Origin of the sequence: Flavobacterium glycines (genome assembly GCF_900100165.1) — a bacterium.
GTDB classification, from domain to species: Bacteria; Bacteroidota; Bacteroidia; order Flavobacteriales; family Flavobacteriaceae; genus Flavobacterium; species Flavobacterium glycines.
Window position 1 is genome coordinate 125,078 of sequence record NZ_FNEO01000004.1, and the last position, 18,646, is coordinate 143,723.

Here is an 18,646-nt window from a genome sequence, read left to right on the forward strand (position 1 = left end):
AAGATTATGCTTCGAAATCTCTAGCAACAACGAATTTTGTTTTTACTGGTAGTTTTTGAGCTGCAAGACGCAATGCTTCTTTAGCAACTGACAATGGAACTCCACCAACTTCAAACATAATTCTTCCAGGTTTAACAACGGCAGCCCAGTATTCTACTGCTCCCTTTCCTTTACCCATACGTACCTCTAGAGGTTTCTTAGTAATTGGTTTATCTGGAAATATTTTAATCCATAATTGTCCCTCTCTCTTCATGTAACGAGTTGCAGCGATACGTGCAGCCTCGATTTGACGTGAAGTAAGAAACATACCATCTTCATGAACAGATTTAATACCAAACATTCCGTTAGAAAGTTCATGCCCTCTTTGAGAGTTACCTTTCATTCTACCTTTTTGTACCTTACGGTATTTTGTTCTTTTAGGCTGTAACATTTTTCTTTAATTTAAAAATTACTTTCTTTTACGAGCGTCTGATTTTCCACCTTTTGAAAAGTTAGATTTTCCACGAGGAGCATCACCACCTTTACCACTAGATTGTTTTTTATCCATTCCAGCAAGTGGAGAAAGTTCTCTCTTTCCGTAAACCTCACCTTTCATGATCCACACTTTGATACCCATTCTACCATAAGTAGTATGTGCCTCAGCAAGTGCATAATCAATATCAGCTCTGAAAGTTGACAAAGGAATTCTTCCCTCTTTGAAACCTTCTGAACGCGCCATCTCAGCTCCATTCAAACGACCAGAAATCAAAACTTTGATACCTTCAGCATTCATACGCATAGAAGCAGCAATAGCCATTTTGATTGCACGTCTGTAAGAAATACGGCTTTCGATTTGACGAGCGATGCTTGTCGCAACTAAATAAGCATCTAACTCAGGTCTTTTAATTTCAAAGATGTTGATTTGAACCTCTTTGTCAGTAACTTTCTTAAGTTCCTCTTTCAACTTGTCTACCTCTTGACCTCCCTTACCAATGATGATACCAGGACGAGCCGTAGTGATAGTAACGGTTACAAGTTTCAAAGTTCTCTCGATAATTACTTTAGATACACTAGCTTTTGATAAACGAGCATGTACATACTTTCTGATTTTGTGATCTTCAGCTAATTTATCGCCGTAATCATTTCCACCATACCAGTTTGAGTCCCATCCTCTGATGATACCAAGTCTATTTCCAATTGGATTTGTCTTTTGTCCCATCTTGTTATTAATTTGCTTGTGTGTTATTAATAGCTCCTAACACGATTGTTACGTGATTAGAACGTTTTCTGATTCTGTGTGCACGACCTTGTGGAGCTGGACGAAGTCTTTTCAACATCATTCCACCATCTACTCTGATCTCTTTAACAAATAATCCAGCTTCTTCTAAATTACCTTCACTATTTTTTTGCTCCCAGTTGTTGATTGCAGATAATAATAGTTTTTCTAATTTTCTTGAAGCTTCTTTAGAACTGAATCTTAAGATGTTAAGTGCTTTTTCTACCTTCTGACCTCTTACCAAGTCCGCTACTAAGCGCATTTTTCTAGGTGAAGTAGGGCAGTTATTCAATTTTGCGAAAGCAATAGACTTATTAGCCTCTTTTCTCGCATCTGCTGTTTCTCTTTTACGAACTCCCATTGCTTCTTTTATTTTTTACCTTTATTTTTTGCTCCAGCATGACCTCTAAAAGATCTAGTTGGTGAAAACTCTCCTAATTTATGTCCTACCATATTCTCAGTTACGTAAACAGGTACAAATTGACGACCGTTATGAACTGCGATAGTTTGTCCAACAAAGTCAGGAGTAATCATAGAAGCTCTAGACCAAGTCTTAACCACTCCTTTATTTCCACCTGCGATGTTTTCTTCAACTTTCTTCTCTAATTTATAATGAACGAAAGGTCCTTTTTTTAATGAACGTGCCATATCTTAATTATTTCTTTCTACGTTCTACGATATACTTATTACTCGGATTTTTCGGAGAACGAGTTCTATAACCTTTAGCTGGTACTCCATTTCTTGAACGTGGATGACCTCCAGAAGAACGCCCTTCACCACCTCCCATAGGGTGATCAACAGGGTTCATCGCTACTGGTCTTGTTCTTGGTCTTCTACCTAACCATCTTGTTCTACCTGCTTTACCAGACACTACTAATTGATGATCAGAGTTAGAAACTGCTCCAATTGTAGCCGAACAAGTTAACAAGATCAATCTTGTTTCTCCAGAAGGCATTTTAATTGTAGCATATTTTCCATCTCTTGCCATTAATTGAGCAAATGTTCCAGCTGAACGAGCGATTACAGCTCCTTGACCTGGACGTAACTCAATACAAGAGATTACAGTTCCCAAAGGAATTTTACTCAATGGCAAAGTATTACCAATTTCTGGTTGAGCCTCAGCACCAGAAACTAATTTCTGACCAACTTTCAATCCATTTTGAGCAATAATATAAGTTTTCTCTCCATCAGCATAAGCTAATAAAGCAATAAAAGCAGTTCTGTTTGGATCGTACTCAATTGATTTCACTGTAGCTGGAATTCCATCTTTAGTTCTTTTGAAATCAATGATACGGTATCTCTGCTTGTGACCACCACCCGTATAACGCATGGTCATCTTTCCTTGACTATTTCTACCTCCAGAGTTTTTTATCGGCGCTATCAAAGAGCGTTCCGGCTTATCAGTTGTAATGGCGTCATAACCATTCACAACTCTAAATCGCTGACCTGCGGTAATAGGTTTTAATTTTCTTACTGACATTTTTATATCTTATTAATATCTTAGATATTGTTGTAAAAATCAATTGTTTCTCCTTCTTGTACTTGAACAATAGCTTTTTTATAAGCATTTGTCTTTCCACTGATTAAACCACTTTTAGTGTATTTTGTAGTTCTATCCGGTCTTACATTAATCGTGTTAACACTTACAACGTTTACTCCGTAAGCAGCCTCAACAGCTTTCTTAATTTCAACTTTGTTAGCTTTTTTGTCAACCACAAATCCAAAACGGTTTAAAACTTCACTTTCTTTGGTTACTTTTTCCGTTACTATAGGCTTAATTATGATACTCATCTCCTATTATTTACTTAAATTTTCTTCAATTACTTCCAAAGAACTCTCCAAAAGCACTAAATTATTAGCATTTAAAATATCATAAGTGCTTAATTCTGAACTACTTACAACGTTAGACGCTTTTAAATTACGTGACGACAAATATACATTTTTATTGGTATTACCCAACACAAATAGAGATTTTTTATTTTCTAACTCTAAAGCTTTCAAAACGTTAATGAAATTTTTAGTGTTTGGAACTTCAAAATTAAAGTCTTCAAGAACGATAATATTTGACTCTTTTGCTTTTATAGAGAATGCTGATTTTCTAGCCAAACGTTTCAAGCTTTTATTCAATTTGAATGAATAACTTCTTGGTCTTGGCCCAAAAATAGTTCCTCCACCTTTGAAAACAGGTGATTTTGCAGATCCTGCACGAGCAGTACCTGTTCCTTTTTGTTTTTTAATCTTACGAGTAGATCCTGCAACTTCAGCTCTTTCTTTAGCCTTGTGCGTCCCTTGTCTTTGATTAGCAAGATATTGCTTAACATCAAGGTATACTGCGTGATTATTTGGTTCAATTGCGAATACTGAATCAGAAAGTTGAACTTTTCTTCCAGTATCTTTTCCGTTGAAATCTAATACTTTTACTTCCATTACTTCTGAATGATTACATAAGAGTTGTTATGACCAGGAACACATCCTTTAATAACAAGTAGGTTCTTATCAGCCACTACTTTTAAAACTCTAAGGTTTTGAACTTTTACATTTTCTCCTCCCATTCTTCCAGCCATACGCATTCCTTTGAACACTCTAGATGGATAAGAAGAAGCTCCTACAGAACCTGGCGCTCTTAAACGGTTATGTTGACCATGAGTTGCCTGACCAACACCACCAAAACCGTGACGCTTAACAACACCTTGAAAACCTTTACCTTTAGACACACCTTGTACATCTACAAACTCTCCTTCAGCAAAAATAGAAACATCAATAAGATCTCCTAATTTTTGTTCAGTTGCAAAATCTTTGAATTCAACGACTTTTTTCTTAGCAACAGTTCCCGCCTTTTTAAAGTGACCTAAAGCCGCTTTTGTGGAATGTTTCTCGTTTTTGTCATCGAAACCAAGTTGCAACGCTTCATACCCGTCAACCTCGTTGGTTCTGACTTGGGTAACAACACATGGACCTGCCTCAATAACAGTACAAGGAATATTCTTCCCGTTCTCATCAAAAAGACTAGTCATGCCGATTTTTCTACCAATTAACCCAGACATAAATATTAATTATTAATTATTAAATATAAAAACAGAACACAATCGTTTAAGTGAAGCTGTTTTTAAAAGTGGTGCAAAAGTATAACTTATTTACACACAATCCAAAAAAACTTTTCACTTAAACGAAGTGCTCTAATTTACTCTTGAAAAAAAAACTTAAACTTTGATTTCTACTTCAACTCCACTAGGCAATTCTAATTTCATTAAAGCATCGATAGTTTTAGATGAAGATGAATAAATATCAATTAATCTCTTATATGACATTACTTCAAATTGCTCTCTAGCTTTTTTGTTTACGTGCGGAGAACGCAATACTGTAAACAATTTTTTGTGAGTTGGCAAAGGAATTGGCCCTGTTACCACTGCTCCGGTAGTCTTAACCGTTTTTACAATCTTTTCAGCAGACTTATCTACCAACATATGATCGTAAGATTTTAATTTTATTCTGATTTTTTGACTCATTTTCTTAAAGATTAAGCGTTTCCTTTTGCTTTTTTGATTACTGCCTCTGAAATATTAGAAGGCGTTTCTGCATAGTGAGAGAATTCCATTGTAGAAGTAGCTCTACCAGAAGACAATGTTCTCAATGTAGTTACATATCCAAACATTTCTGATAAAGGCACATCAGCTTTAATAGTTTTCGCACCATTTCTATCACCCATGTCATTAACCTGACCTCTACGACGGTTAATATCACCTACGATATCCCCCATATTTTCTTCAGGTGTAATAACTTCCATTTTCATGATTGGCTCAAGAATAACAGCTCCAGCAGCTTTAGCAACTTCTCTATACCCCATTCTTGCAGCTAATTCAAATGAAAGAGCATCAGAATCCACCGGGTGGAAAGATCCGTCTAATAAAGTAACTTTTAAACTATCAACTTGGTACCCAGCTAAAGGACCCGTTTTCATAGCTTCTCTGAAACCTTTTTCAACAGCAGGAATATATTCTTTAGGAACGTTACCTCCTTTTACTTCATTAACAAACTGTAATCCAACTGGAACTTTACCATCAACTTCATCAGCAGGCTCAACTCTAAATACGATATCACCGAATTTACCACGACCTCCAGATTGCTTCTTATAAACCTCTCTATGCTGAGCAGATTTTGTAAACGCTTCTTTATACTCTACCTGAGGCTCACCTTGATTTACCTCAACTTTGAATTCACGTTTCATACGATCTACCAAGATATCTAAGTGAAGCTCACCCATACCTGAGATAATTGTTTGACCAGAAGCCTCATCAGTTCTAACTGTAAATGTTGGATCTTCCTCAGCTAATTTAGCCAAAGCCATACCCATTTTATCTACGTCAGCCTTAGTTTTAGGCTCAATAGCAATACCAATTACCGGCGCAGGGAATTTCATAGACTCAAGAATAATTGGGTGTTTTTCATCACACAACGTATCTCCAGTTTTGATATCTTTAAATCCAACAGCAGCTCCAATATCTCCAGCCTCAATATATTCGATTGGATTTTGTTTGTTAGCATGCATTTGGTAGATACGAGAAATTCTTTCTTTATTTCCTGAACGAGTATTCAACACATAAGAACCAGCATCCAATCTTCCAGAATAAGCACGGAAGAAAGCTAAACGACCTACGAATGGGTCAGTAGCAATTTTAAAAGCCAAAGCAGCGAATGGCTCTTTAACATCTGGCTTACGCAAGATTTGAGTTTGATCTTCTTCTAATAATTCAGCATCATCAGGGTGAATTCCTTTGATACCTTCTTTATCCAATGGAGATGGCAAGTATTTACATACAGCATCTAACATGAATTGAACTCCTTTGTTTTTGAAAGAAGAACCAGCAATCATAGGAATAATAGCCATATCCATAACAGCAGCTCTTAAAGCAGTGTTAATTTCTTCTTCAGTAATAGAGTTCTCATCTTCCATGTACTTATCTAAAAGATTTTCATCATAAGTAGCGATTTCTTCGATAAGAATAGAACGATAATGCTTCACATCATCGATCATATCAGCAGGAATATCAACAATATCAAAAGTAGCTCCCTGAGTAGCATCATGCCATACAATAGCTTGATTTTTCACCAAGTCAACCACCCCTTTGAAATCATTTTCCTCACCAATAGGCAAAGTAATTGCAACAGCATTAGACTTCAACATATCTTTTACTTGTTGACAAACAGCCAAAAAGTTAGATCCTTGACGGTCCATTTTGTTAACAAACCCCATACGAGGTACTTTATATTGATCTGCTAATCTCCAGTTAGTTTCTGATTGAGGCTCTACACCATCAACTGCAGAAAACAAGAAAACCAATCCATCCAATACACGTAATGAACGGTTTACCTCTACAGTAAAGTCAACGTGCCCAGGAGTATCAATAATATTAAAGTGATAAGGTTTAGATTCTGGTAAAATCTTTCCTTGCTCAGTTGGAAAATTCCACTCACAAGTTGTAGCAGCAGACGTAATAGTAATACCTCTTTCTTGCTCTTGTGCCATCCAGTCCATTGTTGCAGCACCATCATGTACCTCACCAATTTTATGTGATTTTCCAGTATAGAATAAAATACGCTCAGTTGTTGTTGTTTTACCAGCATCAATGTGAGCCGCAATTCCTATATTTCTTGTATATTTTAAGTCTCTAGCCATTTCTTATGAATTAAAATCTAAAGTGAGAGAAAGCTTTATTAGCTTCTGCCATTTTGTGAGTATCCATTCTTTTCTTAACAGCAGCCCCTTCTTCTTTAGCCGCAGCTAAACACTCAGAAGCTAACCTTTGAGCCATTGACTTTTCGTTTCTTCTTCTAGAATAAAGTATTAACCACTTCATTGCCATAGAAATTTTTCTGTCTGGACGAATTTGCATTGGAATTTGGAATGTAGCTCCACCCACTCTACGACTACGTACTTCTACGTGAGGCATAACGTTAGTTAAAGCATCTTTCCAGATTTCTAATGAAGTTTTCTCGTCATTTTGCTTTTTAGTTTCAATGATATCAATTGCATCATAAAAAACTTTAAAAGCTGTAGATTTTTTACCATCCCACATTAAGTTGTTCACAAAACGCGTTACCAGTTGGTCATTAAACCTTGGATCTGGTAAAAGTGGTCTCTTTTTTGCCGCTCTTTTTCTCATGTCTTTTTTTTAATAAAAAGTTATGGGTTATCCGTTAAATGTTACGTGTTACAGATCTTAACTCATGTTGCAATCCTAACCCTCAACTCCTAACCTCTAACTCTTAACGTTTTAAATTACTTTTTTGCTTCTTTTGGGCGTTTAGCACCATACTTAGATCTTCTTTGCGTTCTTCCCGCAACACCTGATGTATCAAGCGCACCACGAACGATGTGATATCTAACTCCTGGTAAATCTTTTACCCTTCCACCCCTAACTAATACTATCGAGTGCTCTTGTAGATTGTGACCTTCACCAGGGATGTAAGCATTCACTTCATTACCATTAGTCAAACGCACACGAGCAACTTTACGCATCGCTGAGTTTGGTTTTTTTGGTGTAGTAGTGTAAACACGCGTACAAACTCCTCTTCGTTGAGGGCAAGAATCTAAAGCAACCGATTTACTCTTCTTAGTTATCTGAGTTCTTCCTGTTCTTACTAATTGTTGAATTGTTGGCATAATTAATACTAAAAATTATTATGTAAATATAAATCCCGCTTTTTACGGGGTTGCAAATGTATAAATTATTTTTTACTCTACAAATGTTAATTCATTAATTTTCAACCAGATTATCCGCTTTACTTTTTTACCAAATAAAAAACAAACCTCAAAACCTTCCTAACCACTTCTTATTTACACAAAAAGACGTACAAATATTAGGATATTTAACAATTATTTAAGATTTTTGCTACTAAGAACCCAAAAACCTACAATCCAATGAACCAAAAACTCAATGTATTGCTATCATTATTTCTGGTAATGATATTCCAATTTTCTTATTCCCAAGAAAGAATCGTAAGTGGTACTGTATTAGATAAAGCAGGACTTCCACTTCCAGGTGTTAGCGTTTTAGTAAAAGGCACTCAACTTGGCACCCAAACCGATTTTGACGGAAAATTCAAAATCAAAGCTTCAGCATCACAGATACTGGTCTTTAGCTTTATTGGAATGAAGACCCAGGAAAAGCCAGCAAACTCAACCTCAATTTCCGTAACCCTAGTCGATGACGCAGTAGAACTCGAAGGCGTAGTTGTAACAGCACTCGGAATAAAAAGAAAACCTAAAGACTTAGGTTATTCCGTAAGCACTATCAAACCAGCTGAGATTACTGAAAATTCTGAACCGGATTTACTACGCGCCATCAATGGAAAAGTAGCCGGAGTAAACATAAATGTATCATCAGGGGTAGCCGGAGCCGCAAATCAAATCACAATTAGAGGTATCAACTCATTCACAAAAGACACTCAACCTTTAATCATTGTTGACGGAGTAAAATACAACAATACCTCGGTAGCTACTTCTAACCAAACCAATAGTGGTGGTGGGTACGAATCGGCATTATCGAGTTTAGACCCAAACAATATTGCCTCAATAAATATTTTAAAAAGTGCCGCTGCTTCGGCGTTATACGGCTCCAGAGCAGTAAATGGGGTTATTGTAATCACAACAAAAACAGGCTCAACAAATGCCCCAAAAAACAACAAACTTAGCGTAAATGTATCTTCAGGAGCCTACTCCGACAACATCGCTAACCTGCCTGACTATCAAAATAAATATGGTGCCGGATCAAATTTCAAATACGGCCCTTCATCAAATGGTTCATGGGGACCTGCATTTGGAAAATCCGGAAGCCTATACAATCTAAATGATGATGGAACAATACCAACCTGGCCTACAGTTTTAGAAATAATGCCAGAATTAGGCCCTACAGTTCCATATGTAGCCAAACCTAACAACGTTAAAGACCTGTTCAGAACAGGAACTGTTTACGATAATTCTATCGGTTTTAACTACGCAGGTCAAGACGGTAATTTCAACTCTACAATCTCTAATTTAAACCAAAATGGCTACATTCCCTACAACAGCTATGACAGAACATCAGTTGCTATGGGAGGTAATTTTAAATTAGCAAACAAATTGACTGTAGGAGCCAATATGAGTTATGCAAAAACATCTCAAAACGGAGGTTTCTTTGGAGATCAACAATCTTCAGACGAATCATCTTCATCTGCTTTTGCAAGAACACTTTTTATCGCCAGAAACTGGGATCTAAACCTACCATACGAGAATCCATTAACCGGAGCCTCTGTAACTCCTAATGGAAATCAATTTGATCATCCGCTTTGGTCTTTAAAACACGACAGAATTATTTCTAAAACCAACCGAACTGTCGCAGGAATTAATTTAGACTATTCAATTAACAAAAACATCTCTGCTTCTTATCGATTTGGTTTTAACAGATATACTTTAGACAGAAAAGAAATTAGAGATAAAAATTCTATCGCATATGGAGGAGTTGGTTATCTGGTAAGCGACAACTTTACTAACGAAGACATTGAATCTACCTTATTAGTTAATTTTAATTACAAACTAAACGATGATATCAACCTAACAGCCATTGCGGGAAATAACATTTTACAAACAAACACTTCCCGAATTGCTTTTGCAGGAAGAGAAATCATAACTCCCAACCTGTTTACGTTAAGAAATTTCAAAAACATCTCCAGTTTAGTTGACGAAGGAACACGATACAGAAACGTTGGTCTTTTTGCTGATGTTACTTTGGCCTATAAAAACTATTTATTTCTAAATGCAACAGGAAGAAACGACTATTCGTCTTCATTACCGGTAAACAACAACTCCTACTTCTACCCTTCAGTAAATACATCTTTAATAGTAACTGATGCATTTAATATAGAAAGCGATATTTTAACTTTTGCTAAATTAAGAGCCAGTTATGCTAAAGTAGGAAATGACGCCCCGGCGGAGTTTTTAAGCTCTTCTTTTATCCTTGGAGATGCTTTCAATGGAAATCCGGTAATAGGCAACAGCACAGCATTAGCTGATCAACAAATCAAACCTGAATTTACTAATGAATACGAAATCGGGACTGAATTAGAATTCTACAACAGAAGAATTGCGTTAGATTTAAGTTTATACACTAAAACTACAACAGACTTAATCACAGCCATTACAACTCCAACATCGACAGGTTACGATACTTATAATACAAATATTGGTAAAATGAATAACAAAGGAATAGAAGTTGCATTAACTTTAGTTCCTGTAAAAAACACCAATTTCAATTGGACATCTACCACAACTTTTACCAAAAACAAAAACAAAGTTATTGAAATTGCAGAAGGCATTGAGCGCACTGAAATAAGCGCTAGTAATGGCGGAGCTAAAACTGAAGGCGGTCTGTCTCAGGTAGGATACATCATAAAAGGTCAACCATACGGAATCTTTTACGGAACAAAATTCGCAAAAGACAACAGTGGTAACTACTTAATAGACCCTGGATCAGGAGGAATTCTTGCAGACACAGAAGCCGGAATCATTGGAAATCCAAATGCCGATTTCAAAATGAGTTTCACGAACACTTTTAGCTATAAAGGATTTTCATTAAGAGCCCAATTCGACTGGAAACAAGGAGGTGATTTCAAATCATCAACTTTAGAGCAATTAATGGGACGCGGGGTAACCAAAGACACCGAAGACAGAGAGCATACCTACATTATCCCTGGATATTATGGACAAATAGATGCTAATAGCGGAAAAGTAGTTCCTATTACCGACACTAACAACAATCCTGTTGCTAACACTACTCAAATTACAGCAAACGATCTTTATTTTTCACCATCCACAAATGGGAATACATTTGCTATTAACAGTGTTGATGAAGCAACTGTTTATGACGGAACTGTTTTTCGTTTAAGAGAAATTAGCTTAACCTATGATTTACCTTCAAAAATTTTGAAAAAAACTGCTTTTGGAAAAGTAAGCTTTAGCGTACTGGGAACCAACTTATGGTACTTTGCACCAAACGTTCCTAAATACACTAATTTCGATCCGGAAATTGCAAGTTTTGGTTCCGGAAAACTACAAGGAATTGAAATTACAGCAGCACCAACTTCAAAAAGACTTGGTTTCAAAATTAATTTAACATTCTAAAACTAACAGTATGAAACTTATAAAAACATTGAAACATAATAATACAATATTTGGATTATTATTATCATCAATACTCCTAGTAAGTTGTAACGGTTATCTTGATGTTGATACTGACACTGACAATCCTACAATAGCCCCTCTCAATTATTTATTGACAAGCACTCAAGTTTCTTTAGGAAAAACAACTGGTTTTCAAGATTATTCCGGAGATGTATTACAAGTATACACTCATCAGATGACCGTAAAAGAAGAACAAGATCAGTATGGAACAAAAGTAAACAACGTAACAGTTCAAAATGACTGGGATAATTTATACCTAACCTTAACCGACATTCAAAGCTTAATTCAACAAAGTTCAGAAAGCGGAGATTTAATATATCTGGGAATTGCTCAACTGGAGAAAGCCTATTTAATGTCAGTTGCAGTTGATTTATGGGGAGACGTTCCTTATACTGACGCCACACTATTAAAAGGAGGAATAGTAGCTCCCAAATTTGATAATCAAATCGATATTTACAAATCCGTTTTAACTCTAATCGAAACAGCTAAAACTAATTTAAAAACAAACACAGGATTAGAACCCGGCGCCGATGATTTGTTTTATGGTGGTGACACTGATAAATGGATACGTTTTGCAAACACTTTCAAGCTAAAGCTATACAATCAAATGCGTTTATCTTCGGAATTTGACCAAACAGGTTTTAATGCTTTGATTGCTGAAAATAATTTTTTCACCTCTATCGATGATGATTTTCAATTTCAACACACAGCTAATTCATCTCCTTCAGATGAAAGAAACCCTTTATTCTTAGAATCATACAACAGCTCACAATTCACTACCTATATGAGTCCTTGGTTCTATGAAATAATGATGGGAATGAATCCTAATATTCACAATGGAAATAAAGACCCAAGAATTAATTACTATTTCTTCAACCAGCTAAAAGCTGGACAATTCCCTCCTGATTTAGGAGATACAGCTACCGGAAATCCAAAAGCAGACTACTGGGATGCTTCAACCGGATTTTTCAGTATCCGATTTGGAAGTCAGGGCCCTTGGAGCAGCTTTAGTACCGAAAACTCAAACACCTACCCTGGTATTTTTCCTTGCGGAGGAAGATATGATGATGGTGAAGGAGCTGTGATTGATGTTAAATCCGGAACTGGAATTGCACCACACAGAATATTAACATATGATGAATTCTTGTATATTCAGGCTGAGCTAATTCAAGCAGGAAAATTAACCGGTAATGCGGCAACTAAATTACAGCAGGCAATTACAGCAAGTTTTGCAAAAGTTGACCAAGTTGTCGAGAATAGCAAAACCACACAAACAGATATCCCTGTATTATCAGGATCCTCAAAAGCTACAACTTTCATCAACAAAATCATGACTGAATTCACTAATGGTGACAATACTAAAAAGCTTGAAATCATTATGACTCAAAAATGGGTAGCTACTTTTGGAGATCCAATGGATCAATATACGGATTACAGAAGAACTGGTTTCCCTATTTTAGCAAACCCTAATTCCACTTCAAAAGAATACCAATTAGATAACGGAGACGATTTTCCCATTGATGATTCAGAAACAGTATTAAAAAACCCTTACCAATTATCATTATATTGGCCGCTTTCTGAATTAAATTTAAATAAAAATGCTCCGGCTCAGAAAAACCCGGCAACATATAAGATTTTTTGGGATAACTAATAAATGAAAATACATCATGAAAAATATAAAAAAAATATTCGCTATACTAACATTAATTATGTTAGTACTCTCCTGTGAAAACGATGGTGGCGATTCAAAATTAAATTTAAAATACGGTGCGATAGTAAACATTCAAAAACAGGATGACACTGATGCATTTATCGACTTATTGAATGTTCAAAATGGCGGAAATTTTAATTTAGGTATAACACTTGATTTAGCATTAGGAAAAATTTCCTCCGTTGATTTGGTTGGATTTTACACCAAGAAAGACGGAACAATTACAAAAGCAACATTAGTTCCGAACATTGTTACTTTGCCTACTACAATCAATCTAAGCCGTCAAGACATATTTGATGCTTTTGCAAACATTAACAATGCGGAAGATTTCGAAAGTGGCGACAAATTAACTATTTCTGCAGATATTACTCTAAAAGACGGAACAGTAGTAAAATTAATTAACGACGACGGATCAAATAACTTTAGTTCTAATATTGCAACCTCAAACTTGTATAAATTATTTCAGACTTACAATGTTTCCTGTACCTCTAATCTTGAAGGTACTTATAGTGTAATAAGTTCTGGAACATCTACTGACAGCGGACCAACCTCATCTGAAAATCCAATTTCAAATTTCCCTTATACAGTACAAATAAGTGCTCTGGGAGGAGGAGATTACACCATTTCAGATGCATTTGGAGGAATTTATATACTTTGGTATGACATCTACGGCTTAGATTTTGAAGTAGAAGGATCTTTCTCAGATGTTTGTGGAACTATATCAGGAAAATTCCCTGAACCATTCGGTACAGATGTAATTTTTAGCGGAACGGTTAATTCTAACGGAACCATTTCAATACATTGGGAAAATGGATACGGAGATTTTGGTGATTCTGTTTATACCAAACAATAATCATAAAACAAAAAACGAAACAAAAGAGGTTGATACATTATCAACCTCTTTTTTTATATATTTGCGCCATGGAAAAAGAACATCAAATATTTGGAATCAGAGCCATTATTGAAGCGATTCAGGCTGGCGCAACAATAGACAAAGTGTACATTCAAAAAGAAGCCTCCGGCGAATTGATGAAAGACCTGATGAAAGTCATGAAACGCGCTAATATCAATTTCTCCTATGTTCCTGTTGAAAAACTAAACAAACTGACTCCTAATAATCATCAGGGAGCGGTTGCCACCATTTCTCCTATCTCATTTTTTGATTTAGAAACATTAATTGAAACTGTTTTGGAAAATGGCAAAAAACCTTTGTTTTTAATTCTGGATCAAATTTCGGATGCCCGTAATTTTGGAGCGATTATTAGAACTGCCGAATGTACCGGAGTTAATGGAATCATCATCCAAAAATCGGGTTCAGCTCCTGTAAACGGAGACACTGTTAAGACTTCGGCTGGTGCCGTTTTCAACATTCCAATTTGTAAAGTTGAACACATTAAAGATGCTATTTTTCTTTTGCAGGCAAGCGGAATCAAAACCATTGCCGCTACTGAAAAAACAGACGACACTATTTACAACGTTAATCTCACCGAAGCCGTAGCCATCATTATGGGTTCAGAAGATCGCGGAGTAAATCCTTCAGTTCTGAAAATTGTAGACGAGAAAGCTAAACTTCCTATGTTTGGAACAATTGGTTCTTTGAACGTTTCAGTTGCCTGTGGTGCTTTCTTATACGAAGCAGTAAGACAGAGAAGTTAGATTGCAACTTAAAAAAATTAGATTAAAATATAAAAAACGAATCAAGACTCCGGTTTTGATTCGTTTTTTTCATTTTCAATAATATCATAATTAACATCAACGTTTGAAGAACAATAGGACTGAATTTCTTCTTCGACATCAATTATTGGTGGATTTACAAAATTGCCGTTTTCATCAAATCGTTGCATAAACTTATCCTGAGACGGATCATAATCCGGCATTTCCCAATCGTATTTAGGGACTTTTCTAAACTCAGGTGTTTGATACAAAATTGCCAAAACAAAGCCTGTAATCAAACCCGCCAAATGTCCTTCCCAGGAAATCGTGTCGTCAACCCTAGGGAATACATACCAAATCATTCCTCCGTACATAATGATTACAGCCAAAGACAAAGCCACTAAACGATAATACTTTATAAAAATTCCTTTGAAAAAAATAAAAGCAAACAACACATAAATCAATCCACTGGCTCCTACGTGGTAATTTTCCCTACCAATTAACCACGTCAAACCACCTGAAAACAAAATGCCATAAACAATAACTTTAAAAGACAATTTCGAATAAAAAAACTGCAAAGCTGCCAATAAAACCAAAAGCGGTATCGAATTATTATACAAATGATTCAAACCGGAATGAATAAAAGGACTAAAAATGATGCCTTGTAATCCCGAAAAAGTACGGGGATAAATTCCGTTTTCTACAAAGTCAAAATCAAAACGAATTTCGAGCCAATACACAAACCAAAGGAACAACACAAAAAAAAGTGGCAGTCCTATAACTGCGTTTGTAAATTTGAAATTTTTATCCATTTTGTTTTCTTTAAAATAATTCAATCAATTTTGTAACCAAATACAATATAATGCTATTTTGTCATAACTCATTAATTGTTAATTCAGGTATTTGTTTATTTGAAAGTAGAAATGTCATAAATTTGTAATCCCTCAAATCTTCATTCTAAAATCTAAAATCACCTTGGAAGCACCATTAGCAGAACGCATACGCCCGCAAAAACTAGACGAATACATTAGTCAATTACATTTGGTTGGTCCCAATGGTTCTTTGACACAACAGATTTCCAGAGGAATTATCCCTTCGTTAATATTTTGGGGACCTCCGGGAACAGGAAAAACCACTTTGGCGCAAATTATTGCTCAGGAATCGCAACGTCCATTTTTTGTTTTAAGCGCTATCAATTCGGGTGTAAAAGACATTCGCGAGGTTATTGACAAAGCCAAACAAAGCGGAGGACTTTTCACCGCTAAAAATCCAATTTTATTTATTGATGAGATTCATCGTTTTAGCAAATCACAACAGGATTCCCTCCTAGCCGCGGTCGAAAAAGGCTGGATAACATTGGTTGGCGCTACAACTGAAAACCCAAGCTTCGAAGTAATTCCTGCTTTGCTATCACGCTGTCAGGTTTATGTTTTAAATGCCTTTACTAAAGCCGATTTAGAATCTCTTTTACAACGGGCAATGCAAACCGATGTTTATTTACAAAACAAGAACATCCAACTAAAAGAAACAGAAGCCTTATTGCGACTTTCAGGCGGCGATGGACGCAAACTATTAAATATTTTCGAATTAGTCATAAATGCCTCTGCTGCTGAAGAAATTATTATAACCAACGAACGTGTTTTAGAATTAGTACAACAAAATACCGCTTTATATGACAAAAGTGGCGAACAACATTATGACATTATTTCGGCTTTTATCAAATCCATTCGCGGCAGTGACCCTAATGGCGCTGTTTATTGGTTAGCCCGAATGATTGAAGGAGGTGAAGATATCAAATTTATTGCCCGAAGATTATTGATTTCAGCTAGCGAAGATATTGGTAATGCCAATCCAACTGCTTTGATTATGGCCAATAATACTTTTCAGGCAGTTACCACAATTGGTTATCCTGAAAGCCGAATTTTACTAAGTCAGTGCGCCATCTATTTAGCAACCTCTCCTAAAAGCAATGCTTCCTACATGGCAATTAATACGGCACAGCAAATTGTAAAACAAACAGGTGATTTATCTGTTCCTATACATTTGCGCAATGCTCCGACCAAATTAATGAAAGAACTGGGATACGGTGAAGATTATAAATATTCTCATGATTATGCTAATAATTTTGCCGAGCAGGAATATTTGCCTGAAGAAATCAAAAACACTCCAATCTACGTTCCTGGCAATAATTCAAGAGAAAATTCGACGCGGGAATTTCTTAAAAACCGATGGAAAGACAAATACGATTATTAAAAAAACGGCTTTCAATTTTTATCTTGAAAGCCGTTTTTTTTAAAACTTAACGTTTATCTTTTCTGAAACCAATTGATCATTCTGATAATATTCAAAAAACCATTGATTGTCTTTCTTAACTAAAACGCCCTGCTGATTTCCTTTTTGGGCTAAAAAGGAATTAGCATCTGAAGTTTTATAAAGCTTAATCACCACACTTGGTTTACTATCAATAAGCTGATAATTTCCTCCTGCAAGTGGTTGTGCAAAAAGCAATTCGTTTGGATCAATAACAACTGCTGGTATCGATTGCGGTGCTGTTTCCACTTTTTCTACCTTCTCAACTTTTTCTGCTTTTTCTTCTACTGCAGCTTTTGCTCCACCGTTATATTGATATTCTAAACCATAAACCGATGTAAAAGCATTATTCAAAGCTTCATTATAAGCAACTTGAAAATCCTTTTCTCTACTTAAACCTACTTCAGACTGATAAACTATTTTACCATAACAATCCTTAAAAGTCACATATAATTTAGTTGTTAAAAATCCATTTTCTTTTACGATATCATAATTCAAAACAGAACATCTGCTAATCTCCTGAGGAATTATCTCGTTCGAATAAAACACATCAAAACCTACTTTATTCAAGTTAAATTTTGACAAAGTGGCCATTCGATATTGATTTTCTGACTTTAAGAAATCGTATTTCAGAGGGACAATTACGGTTTTATAATCATTTAAAGTTTGGGCAAATCCAAAGCCGGAAACCAGCAATAAAAGCAACAGAAATTGTTTTTTCATATTAAGTAAGTTTTGTTTGTTAGTTTATAGTAATTAGATTATATCTCATTCGATTAGTTGCTTCAAAAATCAATAAGTAGTTATAAATAATTTTTAAGTTCTAACAAATGATTGATTTGTTTTATATTGCTGTCTACAGCTTCTTTGTTTTCATTAAAATAAATGGCATCAATTCCGGCATCTAACGCTCCTAAAACATCAGCTTCAATAGAATCACCAATCATGATGCTTGTTTGTTTATTGGCTTTAGCCAAATTTAACGCATATTCAAAAATAACAGGATTTGGTTTTTTTACACCTGCCATTTCCGAATTGGTTACAGTCGAAAAATAGCTTTTCAAATTAGCATTTTTCAATTTCTTTTCTTGTACATGAGCAAATCCGTTGGTAATTAAATGCAACTTATATTTTCCCACTAAATATTCTAAAATTTCAAAAGTCCCATCAAAAAGATGATTCGTCTCAGTCAGCAAATCAATATATTCCTGGGAAACAGCTTCAATTTCAGCATCTGAAATTTCATAGCCAATCGCATCAAAAGACAATTTTAATCGATCATAACGCAATTGCTGATGCGTAATTTTATCATATTGATACAATTTCCAACAGGCTTGATTGATAGGAATATAATGCTCAATGAATACATCTATTGCGACAGCCGGATGATTTCGGACAAAAATATTCTCTAAGGTTATTTTCGAATTTTTGTCAAAATCCCAAAGCGTATGATCTAAATCAAAAAATACATCTTTTATATTATCAATTCTCATTTTCGCTT

Annotated in this window: 20 protein-coding genes; 5 read left to right on the forward strand and 15 right to left on the reverse strand. The window is 35.5% G+C overall.

What is annotated here, in order from left to right; genetic code table 11:
* Positions 1 to 4: 4 nt before the first annotated feature.
* The 12 genes from rplP to rpsL all read right to left on the reverse strand — a co-directional run bounded on the left by rplP (position 5) and on the right by rpsL (position 7,916).
* Positions 5 to 430: a 50S ribosomal protein L16 gene (gene rplP, locus BLR17_RS11485; RefSeq protein ID WP_008464295.1), complete on the reverse strand. Its 426-nt coding sequence runs from the start codon at positions 428 to 430 to the stop codon at positions 5 to 7.
* A gap of 18 nt (positions 431 to 448) precedes the next feature.
* Complete coding sequence (gene rpsC, locus BLR17_RS11490) at positions 449 to 1,198, reverse strand: 30S ribosomal protein S3 (RefSeq protein WP_066329360.1); 750 nt, start codon at positions 1,196 to 1,198, stop codon at positions 449 to 451.
* Between the two features lie 7 nt (positions 1,199 to 1,205).
* Positions 1,206 to 1,616 (reverse strand): 50S ribosomal protein L22, encoded by a 411-nt coding sequence (rplV, locus tag BLR17_RS11495; protein ID WP_066329363.1) that lies wholly within the window; start codon positions 1,614 to 1,616, stop codon positions 1,206 to 1,208.
* 8 nt (positions 1,617 to 1,624) lie between these two features.
* Positions 1,625 to 1,903, reverse strand: coding sequence for a 30S ribosomal protein S19 (rpsS, locus tag BLR17_RS11500; protein ID WP_024981511.1), 279 nt, complete (start codon positions 1,901 to 1,903; stop codon positions 1,625 to 1,627).
* A 7-nt stretch (positions 1,904 to 1,910) separates the two neighbouring features.
* Positions 1,911 to 2,735 carry a 50S ribosomal protein L2 gene (rplB, locus tag BLR17_RS11505; protein ID WP_066329366.1) on the reverse strand — a complete coding sequence of 275 codons (825 nt, stop codon included), beginning with the start codon at positions 2,733 to 2,735 and terminating at the stop codon, positions 1,911 to 1,913.
* Between the two features lie 20 nt (positions 2,736 to 2,755).
* A complete protein-coding gene (gene rplW / locus BLR17_RS11510) occupies positions 2,756 to 3,046 on the reverse strand; it encodes a 50S ribosomal protein L23 (protein ID WP_066329368.1) in 291 nt (96 codons plus the stop codon).
* A gap of 6 nt (positions 3,047 to 3,052) precedes the next feature.
* Positions 3,053 to 3,682, reverse strand: a complete 630-nt coding sequence (gene rplD / locus BLR17_RS11515; protein ID WP_066329370.1) for a 50S ribosomal protein L4 — start codon at positions 3,680 to 3,682, stop codon at positions 3,053 to 3,055.
* Complete coding sequence (rplC, locus tag BLR17_RS11520; protein ID WP_066329372.1) at positions 3,682 to 4,299, reverse strand: 50S ribosomal protein L3; 618 nt, start codon at positions 4,297 to 4,299, stop codon at positions 3,682 to 3,684. The genes rplD and rplC overlap by 1 nt, the downstream gene beginning before the upstream one ends.
* 156 nt (positions 4,300 to 4,455) lie before the next feature.
* Positions 4,456 to 4,761, reverse strand: coding sequence for a 30S ribosomal protein S10 (rpsJ, locus tag BLR17_RS11525; RefSeq protein ID WP_007803605.1), 306 nt, complete (start codon positions 4,759 to 4,761; stop codon positions 4,456 to 4,458).
* Between the two features lie 11 nt (positions 4,762 to 4,772).
* Positions 4,773 to 6,929, reverse strand: a complete 2,157-nt coding sequence (gene fusA, locus BLR17_RS11530) for an elongation factor G (protein WP_066329373.1) — start codon at positions 6,927 to 6,929, stop codon at positions 4,773 to 4,775.
* 10 nt (positions 6,930 to 6,939) lie between these two features.
* Complete coding sequence (rpsG, locus tag BLR17_RS11535; RefSeq protein WP_026727879.1) at positions 6,940 to 7,416, reverse strand: 30S ribosomal protein S7; 477 nt, start codon at positions 7,414 to 7,416, stop codon at positions 6,940 to 6,942.
* A 116-nt stretch (positions 7,417 to 7,532) separates the two neighbouring features.
* The gene (rpsL, locus tag BLR17_RS11540; protein ID WP_007136570.1) at positions 7,533 to 7,916 is read right to left on the reverse strand and encodes a 30S ribosomal protein S12; all 384 of its coding nucleotides are present in this window, start codon (positions 7,914 to 7,916) and stop codon (positions 7,533 to 7,535) included.
* 258 nt (positions 7,917 to 8,174) lie between these two features.
* Between rpsL and BLR17_RS11545 the strand changes: the two genes are divergently transcribed.
* From BLR17_RS11545 to rlmB, 4 genes are all read left to right on the forward strand, one after another.
* Entirely contained in the window at positions 8,175 to 11,411 is a 3,237-nt protein-coding gene (locus BLR17_RS11545; protein ID WP_066329375.1) for a SusC/RagA family TonB-linked outer membrane protein, read from the forward strand.
* 10 nt (positions 11,412 to 11,421) lie between these two features.
* A complete protein-coding gene (locus tag BLR17_RS11550; RefSeq protein WP_066329377.1) occupies positions 11,422 to 13,122 on the forward strand; it encodes a SusD/RagB family nutrient-binding outer membrane lipoprotein in 1,701 nt (566 codons plus the stop codon).
* A gap of 16 nt (positions 13,123 to 13,138) precedes the next feature.
* Positions 13,139 to 14,035, forward strand: coding sequence for a hypothetical protein (locus BLR17_RS11555; RefSeq protein ID WP_066329379.1), 897 nt, complete (start codon positions 13,139 to 13,141; stop codon positions 14,033 to 14,035).
* Between the two features lie 68 nt (positions 14,036 to 14,103).
* Positions 14,104 to 14,838: a 23S rRNA (guanosine(2251)-2'-O)-methyltransferase RlmB gene (rlmB, locus tag BLR17_RS11560; RefSeq protein WP_066329387.1), complete on the forward strand. Its 735-nt coding sequence runs from the start codon at positions 14,104 to 14,106 to the stop codon at positions 14,836 to 14,838.
* Between the two features lie 41 nt (positions 14,839 to 14,879).
* Here the strand turns inward: rlmB and BLR17_RS11565 are convergent, their stop codons facing one another.
* Complete coding sequence (locus BLR17_RS11565; protein WP_066329567.1) at positions 14,880 to 15,647, reverse strand: rhomboid family intramembrane serine protease; 768 nt, start codon at positions 15,645 to 15,647, stop codon at positions 14,880 to 14,882.
* Positions 15,648 to 15,810: 163 nt separating this feature from the next.
* Here BLR17_RS11565 and BLR17_RS11570 point away from each other — a divergent pair, with 163 nt between their 5' ends.
* A complete protein-coding gene (locus BLR17_RS11570) occupies positions 15,811 to 17,088 on the forward strand; it encodes a replication-associated recombination protein A (protein WP_066329388.1) in 1,278 nt (425 codons plus the stop codon).
* Between the two features lie 39 nt (positions 17,089 to 17,127).
* Here BLR17_RS11570 and BLR17_RS11575 read toward each other — a convergent pair whose 3' ends face one another.
* Together BLR17_RS11575 and BLR17_RS11580 are read right to left on the reverse strand one after the other, a co-directional pair.
* Positions 17,128 to 17,868, reverse strand: a complete 741-nt coding sequence (locus tag BLR17_RS11575; protein WP_066329391.1) for a hypothetical protein — start codon at positions 17,866 to 17,868, stop codon at positions 17,128 to 17,130.
* Between the two features lie 80 nt (positions 17,869 to 17,948).
* Positions 17,949 to 18,638 carry a YjjG family noncanonical pyrimidine nucleotidase gene (locus BLR17_RS11580; RefSeq protein WP_066329396.1) on the reverse strand — a complete coding sequence of 230 codons (690 nt, stop codon included), beginning with the start codon at positions 18,636 to 18,638 and terminating at the stop codon, positions 17,949 to 17,951.
* Positions 18,639 to 18,646: the final 8 nt, after the last annotated feature.